We start from the raw sequence: 16107 nt of genomic DNA, 5'->3' as shown, positions 1-16107 counted from the left end.
CGAAGGCGAACCTATCCGGCGGTAGCGCCATCTCGCGTGGGGTTGCCTCAGTGGGCGGGATTCGGCGTGTGCGGCAGTCGACCGAGTTGGCGCCAGTCGGTCTCCGCGACGTCGACGCCGTAGTGCTTGGCGGCGGCGAGGATGTTCTGGAAGGCCAGGTCCCGGTCCGCGTCGGTGACGCCCTGCACCTGGTCGAACCGTGCGATGGCGTTACGGACGTGACCCGCGTCGGTCATGGGTTCCTTGCGCTCCTTGGGGAACGCGAAGACGGTCTCCGGCAGCTCGCGCTTGTCCTTGCTCGACAGGCCACCGTGCTTCTCGTGGGGTTTCCAGGTTGAGGTCATCGCCCACCATTACCCACTCGTTGTCCGGCAGCACCTCCGCTCACCGGAGAGAGGCTCCCGCTTCAAGGAAGGTTCAAGTAGCCCGGGGCCAGGCCCGTGTCGGCCTGGCCCCGGGTCCGGTCGGTCAGCTACGCAGCGTCCACTGCTGGTTCGCGCCGCCGTTGCAGGACCAGAGGATGAGCTTCGTGCCGTTGGCGGTGGCGGCGCCGAAGGCGTCGAGGCAGAGCCCGGACTGGGCGTTCGTCACGGTGCCGTTGGTGTTGACGTTCCACTGCTGGTTGAGCCCGCCGTGGCAGTCCCAGATGATGACCGCCGTGCCGTTGGCCGTGCCGGCCCCGGAGGCGTCCAGGCACTTGTTGCCGTACACGGTCAGCTGCTTGCTGGAGGTGTGGGTCCAGCGTTGGTTGGTGCCGGTGGAGCAGTCCCAGAGTTGCGTCTGGGTGCCGTTGGTGGTCGAGGCGTTGGGCACCTCGACACAGCGGCCGGACTGGCCACCCACGAGCTGTCCGTTGCCCGTACCGCTGCCCCCGCCCTGCTGCTGCCGGACGATCGCTGTCGACTCGGCCGACCGGTTGCCCTGTGCGTCGACGACGTAGAGCCGGTACTCGCCCTGGGTGGCCGGCACGGCGATGGACGTGGCGGTGCCGGCTGCCCTGGTCATGGTCGCCCCGGCGGTGAAGGTGGTCGTGCCGTACGGGGCCAACCAGACCGACCTGGTGGCGTCGCCGATGCTCCGGATCGGGATCGACGCCGTGGCACTGGTGACGAACGTGCTGGCCGGCAGCACGTAGTTCGGTGCGGAGAAGGTGCTCGCCGGGATGATGTCCCGGTACGCGTCCTCAAGGCCGGAATTCGTGGCGATGCCGTACGCCGCCGCCGGCCAGACATAGTCGGAGGAGACGAGGATGTCGCCGATCGTGCTGTTCGGCAGGTTCTTGTTCGAGACCTTGTTGATCGGGCCGTAGATCTGCGTGATGCTCAGATCGTGCTTCCGCCCGAAGTCGTCTGAGTTGATCATCCAGGTGACGTTCTTGTCGATACTCAGCACGTTGTCGCGGAACGTGATGAACGCCGACCCCTCGTCCGGGTGCAGCCCATACTTGTGACCCGACGGGACGCCCTGGAGATAGTTGTTGGTGATGGTGGTCCCCGGCTGACTGCCCAACGTGTAGATCGGCGCGGTGTCACTCAGCCGCTGCACCGTGTCGATGATGTGGTTGTAGCTGATGGTGTTGTTTCTCGCCGTCGTGGTCGGTCGGTTCGGCACGATCGAGCCCGACGATCCGTCGAAGTTCCACCAGCCCCAGCCGAGCGTGATGCCGGACCACGGGGTCTTCTCGATCCGGTTGCGCTGGATGGTCAGGGTGTCGGCGAGATACGCCGAGATGGGGCTGTGCCCGTTGAACAGCACGGCACTGTCGTACAGATAGTTGTTCTTGATGTCGATGTTCTTCGGCAGCCCCTCGACCTGTGCGGAGAACTTCTCGCGGTTGGTCGAGGTGCCGTCTCCGATGTAGACGTGCTGCGGATGGCCCACGGTGATGGCGGACCCGGCGATGTCGTTGGTGTGGTTGCCGATCAACTGCGTGCCCTGCACGTCGTTGATCATGTTGATCCCGTCGGCGCCGGTGTGCTGGATCCGATTGCGTTGCAGGAGGATCCCGTCCGCGTTCTGGATCTGGATGATGCCGGGCGTCACATCCACGTTCCGGTAGTGGTAGACGTGGAAGTTGCCCTTCGCGTACACCTGGGCACCGAGGTTGCCCTGCTGCGCCTGCTTGAAGGACGCGCCGGCGACGTTGAACAGGTTCCAGTCGGAGTGCTGCACCGTCAGCCCGGAGAACGTGATGTTGCGCGCGTGGCTGCTGGTCGAGGTGCCGGCGACCCGCAGCAGGTTGGTGACGTTGTTCGGCGCGTAGACCGTCGCGGTCGACATGTTGTCGGCACTGGCCTTGTAGTAATAGACCGTCCGGGTGCCCTTGTCGAAGTAGAACTCACCGGGCGCGTCCAGGAACTCGTAGGCGTTCATGAGCTTGTGGGTGCCGCCCACCTGGGCGTTGCCGTTGAACGCGCCCTGGGCGATGGCAGCGCCCGGTTGCTGGAAGAGGGCGACCCGGTTCGCGCCGTCGGAACTCGTGGTCACCTGGCGGACGCCCACGATGGCCGTGGTCCAGGTCGTGCCCGTCTCGATCTCGATGTCGTCCTGGTTGCGGGCGATGGCCGGGAAGTCGTTCAGGCTGTATTTGGCGCCGTCGCACTGCGACCCCGACTCCCAGGCCCACGCGGCCTGGTTGGCCGTGATGTTGTACGTCCCGTAACAGCCCGCCGAGCTGATCGTCTTCGACGCCATGTACGCGCGCTTGTCGTTGACGTAGAGCGCCCGCAGCTTGTTGGAGCGGTCGAGCGGGGCCTTCCAGATGTTGCCGCTGTGCTGGGTCCACCCGGTCACCTGGACACCGCCGTCGAGAACCGGCTTCTCGTTGGGGTAGGCGCCGTAGATGACCCGGTAGCCGTTGGTGCCGGAGTCACCGGCACCAAATTCGACAGTGCTGCTGATCGGATAACTGCCACCGCGGAGATGCACGTTGATGTCGCCGGTCATGTTCGCATTCACCGTACGGACGACGTCCCGTGCGCGTTCCAGACTCTTGAACGGCGATTGGATGGTGCCCGGATTGGTGTCATTTCCGTCCGGGGCGACATAGTAGGTCGCCTGGACTGCGGCGGAGGCCGGTAGCTGGTTTGTCAGCACGGCCGGCAGCGTGGCGGCGACAAGCGCCGCCACCGCCAACACTGACATTCGAGCGGTGGATATGGCTGACTTCACGTCTGTTCCTCTCACTGGCCGTCGATGTAGTGCCCAAAGTGCGTATCGAGCGACGAGTACGGAACAGCGACGCCACTAAGGGCCGGCGGGGACTTCCGTCGCCCCGACCGCACTCTTTGTTAACCGCCCCGAAATTCTTACTGGGAGCGTAGGTCACACGTCTGACCAATGCAACAGGCAATTGGAGGGCGTCTATGCCGAAATTTCCGCTGAACCGTCGCGAGTAGATCAGGGCCCCCGGGGCCGCCGGCCAGGGGGCGCAGGTGGGGTGGCGCTCCTTTGGAGCTGAATCGCCTACGACATCACCGCCACGGGTCCTCTCGCCTGATTCGTTTGCAGCATCAGCTCCATAGGCACCGCAGATACTGAGCCCCGCCCCCGCCCACGCTGGCGGTCATGGGACTCTGAGCGGCTCACCCCCGGGCCGGACCGGCGATCCACCCACCCTGGCCCCGATCAACAGGGCCCTGGTCGTCGCCTACCGGGGTTCAACGTCGGCGTCCTCGCGGTGGCGAGCCCGCTGAGCGCCAGGGACGTCGGTCCCGGGCTCGGGGCAACGGCCCGGGGTCGGGTCGATGATCGACCCGACCCCGGTCGCCGGTCACCTGATGGAGAAGTCCGCCACGCGCAGCGCGGAGTCGAACACCAGGTACACGTCCTGCTTGCCGGCGGCCCCGGCCAACTCGGTGCTGGTGCTGACGTACCGGTAGTCGTCGCCGGTGCTGGGCACGGTGGCCGTGCCGAGCAGTCGGCCGGTGGGCGATCCCAACCGGACCTCGACGGCGCCCGCTCCCGCACCGGCCCTGGCGAAACTCGCTGTGAAGGTCCGCGCGCCGGGACGCAACGCCGAACCGTCGAAGGAGATCCACTGACCGGCGGCGGTGGCCCCGACGGCCGTACCCCGGACCTTCGTCTCGTCGACGAGCCGGACCCCGGCATACCGGTCGAAGTTCTCCGCCCGGGTGGGCCGGGACAGGTCCCGGGCCGGGATCGTCTCACCGCGCACCCGCACCGCGGTCCGGGCCCGGATGTCCTGCGCGGACGCCCCGACCATCACGTCGTAGGTGGACGACTCGACCACCCACCGGCTGCGGGTGACGTCCCAGTGCGCCAGGTCGGCGGCGGGCAGTCGGAGCGTCACGGTCCGGGTCTGCCCGGGCGCGAGTTGCACCCGCTGGAACGCCTTGAGCTGGCGGATCGGGGTCTTGTCCCGCGAGGTGCGCTGATGGGTGTAGAGCTGGACCACCTCGGAACCGGCCCGGGCGCCGGCGTTGGTCACGTCGACGCTGACCGCGATCGTGCCGTCGGCCGCGACCGAGTGGGCACCGGTACGCAGCTGGCCGTACCGGAAACGGGTGTACGACAGCCCGTGGCCGAACGGGTAGAGCGGCTTCGCGCGGTTGTACAGGTAGGTCTGGCCGGACGAGATGATGTCGTACTCCAGCAGGTCCGGTGGCAGTTGTGAGTCCGAGCGGTACCAGGTCTGGGTGAGCCGGCCGGACGGGTTGCGGTCACCGAAGAGGACGTCGGCGACGGCGTGCCCGGTCTCGGCGCCCGCGTGGGTGGTCCAGACCACGGCAGGCACGCGCTCCTGCTCGGAGGCGATGGTGACGGGGTAGCTGCTCTGGAGCACCACAACGGTACGCGGGTTGGCTGCGGCCACGGCCTTGACCAGCGCCGACTGGCCGGCGCTCAGGGCCGTGGAGGTACGGTCGTGTGCCTCGCGGCCGTTGATGAACGGGTTGCTGCCGACCACCAGCACGGCGGTGTCGGCCGCCGTCGCGGCCGCGACGGCACGGTCGATCCCGCTGCTGACCACCTCACGACTGAAATGGGTCGCGTCGGCCGCTGTCGACGCGCCGAGAGTGAGGGCACCGTCTGCACCGACCGTCACGTACCGGTCGGGGCCGAACCAGCTCTCCTTCGTCTCGTAGCCGACGTAGCGCAGCGCCACCGTGCCGTCGGCCTGCGGCTCCAGCTTGAACTGCTGCTGGACGTACCAGCCGTTCGGCTGCTCGTCGCGGGTGACGAACGGCCCCCAGTTGTAGCCGAGGTAGCGGCCGTTGGCGGCGTTGCGCAGGGTCACCACGTCCTGGCCCCAGTCCACCACGTCGAACTGGGCGGCGAGTTCGGCGCTGGCACCGGTGGCGGCGACCGGGTCGGCGTCGGTGGTGCCGGTGGCCGTGACGTACCGGCCGGTCGCCGGGTCCTTCAGGGCGATCCGGTCCGCCCCGTCGAGCCCGCTGACACTGGCGGAATCGCCCAGCCGCTCGCGGATGCCGTCGAGCGCAGTCACCTCGTACGGCAGATCGCCGCCGTACCAATCGGAGTAGAGGGTGTCGGCCAGCGGCCCGAGCACTGCCACCTTGCGGGTCCGGGCGGGGTCCAGTGGAAGCGCCTGGCGCGCGTTCTTCAGCAGCACCATTGCCTCACCGGCGGCCTGGCGGGCGAGTCGTTGGTGTTCGGGGCTGTTGATGACGTCCGGGGTGATACCCCCGAACCGGCCCCCGCCCGGGTCGAACTCACCCAGCCGGAGCCGCACGTTCAGGGTCTCCCGGATCCGGGCGTCGATGTCCCCCTCGGTGAGCAGACCGGTGGCCAGCGCCTGCTTGATGGCGGTGACGGTCGGCTGCGCGTTGGTGTCGTCGGTGATGAAGCTGTTCAGGCCGGCCTTGACGATCGCGGCGTTGCCCTCGGGGAGGGTGGCGTAGTAGCCCTGGGAGCCGATGAGGTTGTTCGGCGCCCAGGCGTCAGTGACGTTGAGCAGCGGCTGATCGGTCCAACCGCGGACCTCGGTGGCCAGGTCCGGATCCACTGTGGCCGGACGACCGTTGACCAGGTTGTACGACGCCATCACCCCGGTCGCCGCGTCGGCGGCGATGGCCGGTTTGAAGGCGGCGCGGTCGTACTCGTTGAGCACCCGTGGTGGCACGTTCGACGAGGTCACGTCACGCCGGACCTCGTTGTTGTAGGCCAGGTAGTGCTTGAGGGTCGGCGCGCTCTTCAGGTGGTCCGGGTCCCCGCCGGTCATCCCCGAGCCGTACGCGGTGGAGATGGCCGCGGTGAGCGTCGGGTCCTCGGAGTAGCCCTCCTCGTTGCGGCCCCACCGGGGGTCGCGCAGCAGGTTGACCACCGGTGCCCAGAGGTTGAGACCCCAGACCCGGGGGTTCTGCGCGTGGTAGCCGCGCGCCTCGTCGCCGACGGCGGAGCCGACCTGCCGGATCAGGTCGGTGTTCCAGGTGCTCGCCATGCCCACCGGTTGCGGGAAGACGGTGCCGCGAGCCTTGACGACCGCGCCGTTGTTGTCGATGTCGGTCGACCAGGCGACGCCGTGCAGGGCCTCGGTGCCGGTCTTGAACAGGCCGATTCCCAGCCGGGGGATGGCTGGCTGGTACTGGTGCAGCATCGAGATCTTCTCGTCCTGCGTGAGCCGCCCGAGCAGGTCGTCGACCCGGGCGCTCACGGGCAGATGCGGGTCCCGGAACGGGTAGGTGGGTTCGGCGAGTGCGGTGCCGGGGACCGCCGGCAGGGCCAGAAGGGTGAGCGCGAGCACGGTGAAACCGCGCCGAAGGCGCCGGTTGCGCATGTGGATCTCCTCGTGTCGTTCGGCAGACGCCCAGCGGGGCGCCGAGACCGACGTGACCAGGCTCGACACCCGGCTGACGGGCCTGAACGACGGGTCGTCGAAGCGCTTCGACGATGTGGCCGCGTCATCACGGCCAGGATTGTGGTGATCCCCGCAACCATAGATGCGCGCCTATTGGCGGGGCAAGGTCGGCCCGGCGGGAGGTTCAACGTCGGTTGGCCGACGAGTGGCCTGAGATCGGCGGCTGACCCGCACGCGTCAGCGCGGTTTCAGGGCCCTTTCCGGCTGCTCAATACGTTCGCGACATGACAATCAAACGTTCCACGCGTACGAGGCGCGGGACTGCGGTGGTGGCGATGATCGCAGTCACCGCGGCAGGTGTGCTGTTCGGCGAACCCGCGTCGGCCGATCCCGTCCCCGTCCCCATCCCTCAGGCGGCGCTCACCGATCGCGCCTTCGGTCAGGTCGCTGAGATCCACTTCCGGGGCGCCGATCGGATCAGGGCCGTCGTGCTGTCGGCCGAGTTCGTCCAGTGGCACCGGCTGCACCCGAACGCCACGGCCGGGCAGGCACAGACCCAACTCACGGCGCGCAAGCAGCTGCTCGACAGCTCGCTGACCGCGTACGACGTGTTGGTGCCCGAGCAGGACCTGCTGCTCAGGTCCGTCGACATCCTGCTCGGCGCGCCCGGCGGCGACACCCGGACCTCGCCGGAGATCACCGGGCTGGTCGGGGCCGTGATCGGAAAGACCGTCGAACCGTGGGACACCCGCGAGGAACTCGCCTCCGGCGCCCTGCGTACCGCCCAGTGGCTGCGCGGTCGTGACGACGGCCTCGCCGCCGTCTGGTCCGCGGTCCGACAGGCGGGGGCAGGCAGTGCTCCGGTCGCCACCGCCTGGAACACAGTGCTCGGTGCACCGGTCGGGGTGGACGTGACCAGCACCTACGAGGAGCTCACGCAGGATCCCGGGCTTTCGCACGTGGACCTCGACGCGATCCTGGCGCTGCGGGACGACCCGGTGGCGTACGTCGCGGCGGCCAAGCAGCAGCTCGCCTCGCTGCACGCGCAGCTGCTCGGGCTGAGCTTGGAGATCCGTCTTGAGATCGGCGAGAACAACCGCAAGTGTCCGCCGGAGGGGCCGCCGAGCGCCGAGTGCACCGCGGCGGCCAGGAAGGCCGCCGAGGACCGGGACAAGGCGCGGCAGCAGACGATCTCCGACGTCAAGGCCGGGGTGGGTATGGTGTCGACCATCATCGGGTTCGCCGACCCCGACGCCGGCAAGAAGTCCAAGGTGATCGGCGAGGCGGTCTTCACCACGATCAGCGCCATCTCCAAGTACGCGGCGGCGATCGCGGGCCGCGGGCTGGCGGGGTCGATCTTCAGCACCGCGACGTTGGCGATGACCGGCAACGTCTTCGGTGCCGTGATGTCGATCGTCGGGCTCTTCGGCAGCAGCGGACCGTCGCTGGATGCGCAGATCCTCGCCCAGGTCAAGGCACTGCGCGACGAGGTGCGGGCCCTCGGCGACGAGATGCGCGCCAGCTTCGCGCGGGTCGAGGCCCAGATCAACACGGTGTACGCGAACATGATGGCCCAGTTCGACAAACTGAACGCGGCGATCGCCGGCAACACCGCGCAGATCACCCTCGTGCAGCAGCAGGTCGCCCAGCTCGGCCTCCGCCTGGAGGACATCGCCGCAACGGTCCTGGCCGCGATCGGCGACGCCACCCTGCACGACGCCCGCGCCGACATCAACCAGTACATCGGCTACCTGGAGAACTTCGGCCAACCGATCCCCACGTACGGCGAGTTCGTCGGCCCGGAGAACGAGTTCCACCTGACCGCCACGCAGTTGGCCAGCGGCAGCGCCTTCGTGGTGCCCAGGACCGACGCCGACAACCCGGCGCTCGACCCGACCACCGTGCTCAACAGCTTCGGCGAGGCCCGGTCGATCAACTACCTGGCTCGGGTGGCCAGCGGGCGTGACCCGTCGATGGTCGAACCGGCGACGCCGGTCGGCAACCCGACGGTGTGGAACCTCGGCGCGCAGGCGTACTCCATGTTGATGCTGCAGAACCCGACGTACGCCGCCCAGGTCAGCACCAGCCGCGCGGCGCAGATCGAGGCGGAGGGCACCCGCATCGCGGACCTCGCGGCCAGCTTCGGTCGGCCGGTCGACGGCAACGCCAACAGCCTGATCAGGGGCCTGATCGACGAGTACGTCGCCGCCACCAACGAGCTGTCGACCGCGCTGGCCGCCTTCCGGACCAACGAGATCCAGGCCCGCTGGGAGCCCGACGCCAATGGCGTGCAGGTCAAGGTGCTCAAGAACTACGACCTGTTCTGGGACACGGACAAGCCGCTCGCCCCGGCACCAACGAAGGTCGACGAGGCGACGGTGCCGGCGTGCGACGGCTCCCGGCAGATCGACCGACCCAGCAACGTCCGCTACCACCTGATGTCGAACATGGTGCAAACGCTCCAGTACGCGTACACGCCGCGCCTCGGCGAGCCGCCGGCGGGCGTACGGGAGTTGCCCGAGGTCGGCTACTGCTACACGCCGAGCTGGGTCCACACCCGGACGACGGACAACGGAGGCGTGATCCGCTCCTACGGCAAGCTGCGGTTGCAGATCCACAGCCGGTTCCGGCTGAACTCGTCCACGGCCTGGCAGAACTCACGGACCGCCGACTACACCTGGCCCGGCGAGCAGGTCTACCACGTCTACTGCGAGTTCTTCAGCTGCAACAACGAGACCACCCCCGAGCAGGCCCTGACCCAGAAGTGGCCCTCCGGCCGTTACGCCTTCGCGAGCGCCGCCACGGCCATCAACAACACGGCCCTGGACACCTCGCTCACGCCGACCCTGCGCGGTTTCCTGCAAGCCCGACAGAAGTCCCTCTACGACCGCGTACGCGAGCTGAGCACCCAGGTCAACGGGCCGGTGCCCACCGCGCTGAAGAAAATGAACACGTCCGCGCGGCTGCTCCAGGCGTACACCCGGTTGGGTCTGCCCAACGCCCTCGACTCGGACGACGTGTTGTCCGCGAACCTGTTCGGCCAGTACCAGATTCCGGTGAACATGCCGACGGACGCCAAGATCGGCAACGCCTACGCGAAGGCGGGCGGGAACTACGCGCTCTGCGGGCCCGCACCGTGTTCGCCCGACACCAGCCGCCCGCTGCGCGACCAGGTCAGCCTCAAGCTGCCCTGCGAGCCCGCTGTCGACTCGTCCAACCTGCCCGGTGACCCCCTCGGCGACTGCCTGATCACCAGCGCGCGGTCGCGTGCCAACGCGCTCACCCAACGGTACGAGACCTGGGCGGACCAGATGACCGCCGGGCTGCACCGCGAGCGGGTGCCGTGGCTGAACGACACCCTCACCGGTCTGCGCATCACCACACGCCTGACCCACGCCAACTGACACAAGCGTTGCCGGCGCCTCCGGGCGCCGGCAACGTGCCGGTTCATCGACGGGGCTCCCCAGCAGTCAGTCGTTGCGTACGGTCCGGTTGCTCGCGGTTTGCGTGACTCCTTCCTGCCGCAGCTCCAGGACGCGATGGTGGTCGTCGGTCTGCACGAACCGGACCTCCAGATCGAGCCCCGGGTGCAGGTAGCGACCGCCCGGCTCCGCCAGCAGGACGACCGGCTCCTGGGCGGCCGCGGAGAAGGTCAGGTGGCCGTCGCTGACCGCGATGTCGATCGGGTAGTCGTCGCGCAGGACGTAACGGCCCGCCACGTCACCAAGCGGTTCGTCGGTGACATCGGTGGCGTAACAACGGTCGCCGGCGGCACGGATGCTGGCCAGCAACTCCCACCCATCCTCGGAACTGGTCATCGCGGCGACCGCGGTGCCGCTGTCGGGCCAGACGTAGGAGAAGCAGGTATAGCCGACGTTCTGCCCGGTGTGCCCGAACCGTCGGCAACCGGCCTGGTCGGCGAGCTCGGTGCCGAGCCCGTAGACGCCGCCAGGGATCTGCGGTGTCCACATCTCGGTGGCCAGGTCGCGGCTGAGCAGCTTCGAGTCCCCCGAAGCCGCCCGGGCGATCTCCAGGTCGAGCCGAAGCAGGTCGGTCGGGGTGCTCCACAACCCAGCTGCCGCCGTCTCCGGCTGCACCCGCCAACCGCCGGGCACCCCGGCGCCGCCCCCATGATGGCCACGAGCCACCGGATGCTGTCGCTGGTGCGGAAACTGCTGGTCGAAGCTGCTGTCGGCCATGGCCAGCGGTTCCAGGACCAGCGATCGCATGAGGTCCTCGAACGGGGTCCCCGTCACGTCCGCCATCAACTGCTGGAGCACCGAGTAGTGGCTGCCCGAGTACCGGAAACGGCTGCCCGGCAGAAGGGTCGACCGAACCGGTGGGGTGGTCGTGGAGCCGCCGCCCTCCAGGACCTGCAACAGCGAGGGGGCGCGATCCGCGGCGTAGCCGCGATACCAGGTGTCGGACAAACCGGCGGTGTGCGCCAGCAGTTGTCGTACCGTCACCCGAGTTCGCTGACCCGCGCGGTCGAGCAGTTGCCACGAGGTGAGGTACCCGCTGATGTCGGCATCCAGATCCAGCACACCGTCCTGAACCAGCAGCAACGCCCCGAACGCGGCGACATGCTTACTGATCGAACAGGCCGCGAACGCGGTGCCTGCGGTCACCGGCGTCGACGCCTCACCACCCGTGACGCCGTAGCCGGTCGCCCACAGCCGCCCGCTCACGTGCCCGACGGCGATGCTGACCCCCGGCACCTGGTAGGTGCGCATCAGATCGGACAACGTCGCCGTGTCCGGCGAGAGCCGCCCCGAAGACACGTGCCGGTCAAGTTCGCCCAGCAACAGGGCCCATTCCTGCGACAGATCCACGTCCTCCACGGCATCGATTCTCGACCACCCGTGCTGCCCGATCAACGCAGCGGTGAACAGCGACGACAGTGGCGATGGAACTCGGCGACGTGCAACGCGCCATCGCCATCGGCGCCCCACTCGACACCAGCACCGTGCCCGTAGAGCGGCAGGTCCGGCACGCCATCGAAACCGCCCGAGCCCTTGCCCGGTGGAACCGCATCGACGACGCGCTCGCGGCGCTCCTGCAGGCCGAGGTCATCGGCCCTGATCAGGTGCGCTACCACCAGCTCTCCCGCGACCTCGTCCGCGACATCCTCACCCGCCCCCGGCCACCTCGACTGGCCGTTGAACTCAGCGACAGGATGGGCGTTCGGTCGGGAGGACCGCGCTGGTAGCTGGGCTCAAATCAGCCGGCTCGTGTAGCCAGCCGCGACCAGGCGCTCGAAGGCCGCCCGTACCTCGTCCGGCATCTCCTGCGGGATCGCCAACCCGCGCTCCGCGTACACCTCGATCCGCTGCGTGTCGCCTACCAGCATGTCCACCACCCGTCGAGGGTCACCGATGCTGCTCACGTAGTCGTCCAGTTCGAGTGGGTTCGACGCGCACACCACATCGACCTCCGGCCACATCAGCCTGCAGGTGGCGTAGGCCCGACGCTGTTGGTAGGGCCGAGACATGATCAGCACCGACTTCACCGGGATCCGGTGTTCGGTCAGGAGCTGACGCGAGTACTCCAGGTTCTGGGCGGTGTTCGTGGCACGCGGCTCCACGAGAATCGCTTCCGGGGGCACACCCTGCTCAACGGCGTACTCGCGGTAGTGCACTGCTTCTCCACGCGGGAACCGCTCGACGGTCGTCGGGGCGTTCGCGCCGGTGAACACGATCCTCGGGAACAGTCCCTCGTGAAACAAGCGCGTCGCGATGACGGCCACGCCGAGATCGTGACTGCCCAACCCGATCCCCACGTCGCACGGGCGCAACTCGTGACGCATGTCGTGGTAGCGCCACAGCGTCTCCACGTCCGCCCGGATCGCATCAGGGATCGCCGCGGCCGACGCCATGCGTGGGTACATCAATGACACCACAATCTATTTCGACCAAGCCCTGCCATGTCCACAGGGTAGGGGCCGCCGCGCGAGTGCCGAGGCGAGGTGCGAGGGCGAGCCGCCGCAGACCATCGAAGAGTCAGAGCCGGCTGTCCATCTGCTCGACGCGCCCCAGAATGTCCACCCACAGATTTCAGGGCCGGTCGTCGTGACCGGCCCTGGAGGTGTTACTGCTGGTGCGCCGCCAGGGACTCGAACCCCGAACCCGCGGATTAAGAGTCCGCTGCTCTGCCAGTTGAGCTAGCGGCGCTCGCCGGCAACGGGACGAGACGGTAGCACGCCCCGGACGCGGCCCCGAACAAGCATTACCGCAGCGTCAGCGTGACCTGCCCGGTCGCGATCCCGGACGGGTCCACCACCAGGGAGTACGTGCCAGAGGCCGGCAGCACTGTCGGCGCGATGTCGCCGGCCCCGTTGACCACGCAGCCGCTGGTGATGGGGCTGCCATCGGGGGCGCGTAGCTCCAGCACGCCGCACTGGTCGGGTAGGTCGGAGGCGGTCGCGGTCAGCCTCACCGACGTGCCGGCGTTGGCGGTGAACCGGTAGGTGGTGACCGCGCCGGGTTGGTCGACGGTGGCGACGACCTGCGGCCCGCCGACGGTGATCGTCGCCGCCCGGTCGCGGCTGCTGACGAGCCGCAGTGTGGTCGCGCCGGTGCCGCGTCCGCTGGGGTCGACCACCACGGTGTACGTCCCGTCGGCGGGCAGCAGCGTGCCGTCGATCTCGCCGACGCCGTTGATCACGCAGCCGCTGTGCAGCAGCCGGCCGTCGGTGTCGCGCAGTTCCAGCGGGGAGCACTGGTCGGTCAGTGTGCTTGTGGGCACCTCGACGAAGACGCGCTCACCCTGCCGCCCGGTGAACCGGTACCGGGCGCGTGCGCCGGGCTGTTCCAGTGTCGCGGTGACCGCCGGGCCGTTCGCTTGCAGCGTGCCGTCGACGTCGCGAGCCGCGTACACCAGGATGGCGGCTCGTCCGGTGTCGCCGGGGGCGGCGGTGACCCGCACGGCGTAGTTGCCGGTGGCGGTGAGGTCGACGCGGTCGATGTAGCCGACGCCGTTGATGGCGCAGCCGCTCGCGATCTCCCGGCCGGTCGGGTCGGTGAGCGTGTACGGCGAGCAGCGGTTACCCATCCCGGGCGCGGTGGCGTCGACGAAGACGACGTCGCCGGCCCGGCCGGGGAATGTCAGCGGCTCCCCGCCGGGGGTCAGGCTGGCGGTCGCCACGGGTACGGCGGTGATCGGCGTGTTGGCGGGCGGGGCGACCCGCTCGGTGGTGGCGCCGGCCACCGCGAACTCGGGGCGACCGCTGACCGCGACGTCGAAGACGCACTCGGCGAGCTGGGCGGGGGCGGTGACGCCGGCCCACCGGCAGACCTGCTCGGCGGTGGCGCGGCGGGCCGGGTCTAGGTCGCCGACCGTGACCTCCCGTTCGGGGAAGGCGCGGTCGGTGAACGTGCCGGTGTCCTGCCCGTCGTCGTAGTGCAGCAGCGAGCGGTCCGGGGTGACCCGCCAACTGTCCGCGTACGTCGGATAGAGCTGCGCGAACGGCACCGGCTGGGTGAGCGCGGTCCCGGAGGAGGGCGCGATGTCATCGGTCGGGTCGCCGTCGAAGTCGCCGAGCAGGCCGCGTACCTTCCCGGCCCGGCCGTCGGCGAGCTTGATCAGGACGCGGTAGCCGTAGTGGCCGATCTGGTCCACCGCAGCCGCAGAGCCGTCCGGCCATGTCACGTCGTACCCGTTGGTGGGTCCGGTGTCGGAGGGGCGGCGGGTGAGGGCACCGCCGCCGGGCAGGTCGGTGCGTTCCGGCGGCCCGGCCAGTGGCGCGCCGTCGACGTGCACCCGGGTGCCGCCGTCGGTGAGCGTGAGCGCGACCCGGTGGGCGCCGATCCGGAACGCGACCGCCGAGTTGACCGAGGCGGTCCGGGTGCCGGCCATCGGCGCCTGTCGCACCTGCACCTCCAGCGGGTCGTTGCCGGTGGCGGTGACCAGCGTGAACTCGCCCACCGCCTGGAAGTCGTAGGCGACCCGGTCGAATGTGACCAGGTGCGGGTCGCCGTTGCTGCCGCCGCAGTTCGCGCCCTCCTCGCAGAGCTTCACCGGACCCTTCGGCGGGGGCGTCTTCTTCGCCGGTTTCTTGCACTCGTCGAGGTTCTTCGGCAGCGGCTTCCCGTCGTACTCGGTGCGCGGCGGCAGGCCCTTCGCCGTCCGATAGCGGTTCTCCGCGAGTGTCGCCTTCACCTCGGCGGTGCGGATGCCGGTGCTGCCGCAATCGCCCTGCGGAACCTTGCTCCGGGAGATGTCATCGGCGTGGTTGAGCTCGTGGTAGAGCGCGGCACAGGGGTCCCGGGTCACGCCGTCGCCGTACGGGTCGACGGAGGTCGGATTCCAGGTGACCGTCGAGGAACCCTTCCCGTCGGGGCTGTCCGGGGTCTCGAACGCGCCCGAGCCACCGGGGGTCGGAATGATCCGCACCCGGGGGGACTTCTTGTCGCGCAGCCGCGGCAGCACGCCGGACGGGTCCCCTCCGGGCCCGGCGAACCCCTTCAGGCAGTTGTCGACCGCGCCCTGGAAGTCGACGCCGCTGACCGGCACGCCGCCGGTCGGGTCCACCGCGTAGTCGGCCCGGGCCGGTCGGGAGCCGCCGACGACCAGCGCGCCGACGGACACCAGCAGCAGGGCCACAGCGGCGGCGCTCGGCCGGCGGCGGCGTGCCCGCAGCAGCACCACCACCAACGGGACACCGAGCAGCGCCAGCAGCAGCCCTCCGCCGGCGAGCCACAGCCAGCGCTGGCCGGTCACGCCACCGCCGTCGCCAACGGTGAAGGTGATGGTCCGCAGCGTGGTCCCGCCCGCGCAGACGCTGGTCGCGCCGGTCACCGGCAGTGGCAGGTAGCCGGCGGTCACCTCGTACCGGCCGGGGGCGCCGACCGGCCAGAGCGTGTCCAGGCCACCGCCGTCCGGGGTGGCGGCCACCGAGCGGAGCACCACCGCGTCGGGCGTGTCACCGTCATGCAGGCGTACGCCGGTCAGGCTCACCGTCGTGGTCGCACCAGGCTCCACGGTGGTGAGGCCGGCGGTGGCGGCAGCACCGATGCCGTCGTCGTGGAAGCTGCGGGCCAGCGTCGGCGTGAGGTCGCGCCCGTCGAGGCGTACCCCGGTCACCTGGACGGTGCCGACGGCGCTGGTCGGCAGCGCGCACGCCGCGTCGGTGGTGTTCGTGACCGTGAGGTCGAGGCGGACCTGGTCGCCGGCCCGGTAGTCGGCCTGGCCGGGCCGCATGGCCAGGCCGAGGCCGCCGTCGGCGGGCGCCGCGGCGGCGCTCACCGCGCCGGCCGCCAGGGCGGTCAGCAGTACGGGAAACGTGGCCGCGAGTCGCACCGTCCACCTCATGGTGCGGACTGTAGGGGCGC

At 69.4% G+C, this 16107-nt stretch carries 7 protein-coding genes, 1 tRNA gene and 1 pseudogene; 2 read left to right on the top strand and 7 right to left on the bottom strand.

Annotated features, from left to right (window positions below; translation table 11 throughout):
• Positions 1-47: 47 nt before the first annotated feature.
• From GA0070619_RS02115 to GA0070619_RS02105, 3 genes are all read right to left on the bottom strand, one after another.
• Positions 48-344 (bottom strand): DUF6582 domain-containing protein, encoded by a 297-nt coding sequence (locus GA0070619_RS02115; protein WP_088946488.1) that lies wholly within the window; start codon positions 342-344, stop codon positions 48-50.
• A 124-nt stretch (positions 345-468) separates the two neighbouring features.
• Positions 469-3144 carry an RICIN domain-containing protein gene (locus tag GA0070619_RS02110; protein WP_231927236.1) on the bottom strand — a complete coding sequence of 892 codons (2676 nt, stop codon included), beginning with the start codon at positions 3142-3144 and terminating at the stop codon, positions 469-471.
• A 628-nt stretch (positions 3145-3772) separates the two neighbouring features.
• Positions 3773-6757, bottom strand: coding sequence for a glycoside hydrolase family 3 protein (locus tag GA0070619_RS02105; RefSeq protein WP_088951499.1), 2985 nt, complete (start codon positions 6755-6757; stop codon positions 3773-3775).
• Positions 6758-7062: 305 nt separating this feature from the next.
• On the opposite strand from GA0070619_RS02105, the gene GA0070619_RS02100 reads away from it, so the two are divergent.
• The gene (locus GA0070619_RS02100; protein ID WP_157743880.1) at positions 7063-10182 is read left to right on the top strand and encodes a hypothetical protein; all 3120 of its coding nucleotides are present in this window, start codon (positions 7063-7065) and stop codon (positions 10180-10182) included.
• 66 nt (positions 10183-10248) lie between these two features.
• On the opposite strand, the gene GA0070619_RS02095 is transcribed toward GA0070619_RS02100, so the two are convergent.
• Positions 10249-11619, bottom strand: coding sequence for a serine hydrolase domain-containing protein (locus tag GA0070619_RS02095; RefSeq protein ID WP_088946485.1), 1371 nt, complete (start codon positions 11617-11619; stop codon positions 10249-10251).
• 53 nt (positions 11620-11672) lie between these two features.
• Here GA0070619_RS02095 and GA0070619_RS02090 point away from each other — a divergent pair.
• Positions 11673-11987 (top strand): annotated as a pseudogene (locus tag GA0070619_RS02090) (XRE family transcriptional regulator); the annotation flags it as partial.
• Between the two features lie 6 nt (positions 11988-11993).
• Here GA0070619_RS02090 and GA0070619_RS02085 read toward each other — a convergent pair.
• The 3 genes from GA0070619_RS02085 to GA0070619_RS02075 all read right to left on the bottom strand — a co-directional run bounded on the left by GA0070619_RS02085 (position 11994) and on the right by GA0070619_RS02075 (position 16087).
• Positions 11994-12665 carry a YdcF family protein gene (locus GA0070619_RS02085; protein ID WP_088951498.1) on the bottom strand — a complete coding sequence of 224 codons (672 nt, stop codon included), beginning with the start codon at positions 12663-12665 and terminating at the stop codon, positions 11994-11996.
• 207 nt (positions 12666-12872) lie between these two features.
• Positions 12873-12948, bottom strand: a tRNA-Lys gene (locus tag GA0070619_RS02080).
• Positions 12949-13003: 55 nt separating this feature from the next.
• Complete coding sequence (locus tag GA0070619_RS02075) at positions 13004-16087, bottom strand: VWD domain-containing protein (protein WP_088946484.1); 3084 nt, start codon at positions 16085-16087, stop codon at positions 13004-13006.
• Positions 16088-16107: the final 20 nt, after the last annotated feature.

The sequence above is a fragment of the Micromonospora zamorensis genome (genome assembly GCF_900090275.1).
GTDB classification, from domain to species: domain Bacteria; phylum Actinomycetota; class Actinomycetes; order Mycobacteriales; family Micromonosporaceae; genus Micromonospora; species Micromonospora zamorensis.
Note: the sequence above shows the minus strand (reverse complement) of the source record. Positions and strands in the feature narration are given on the sequence as shown.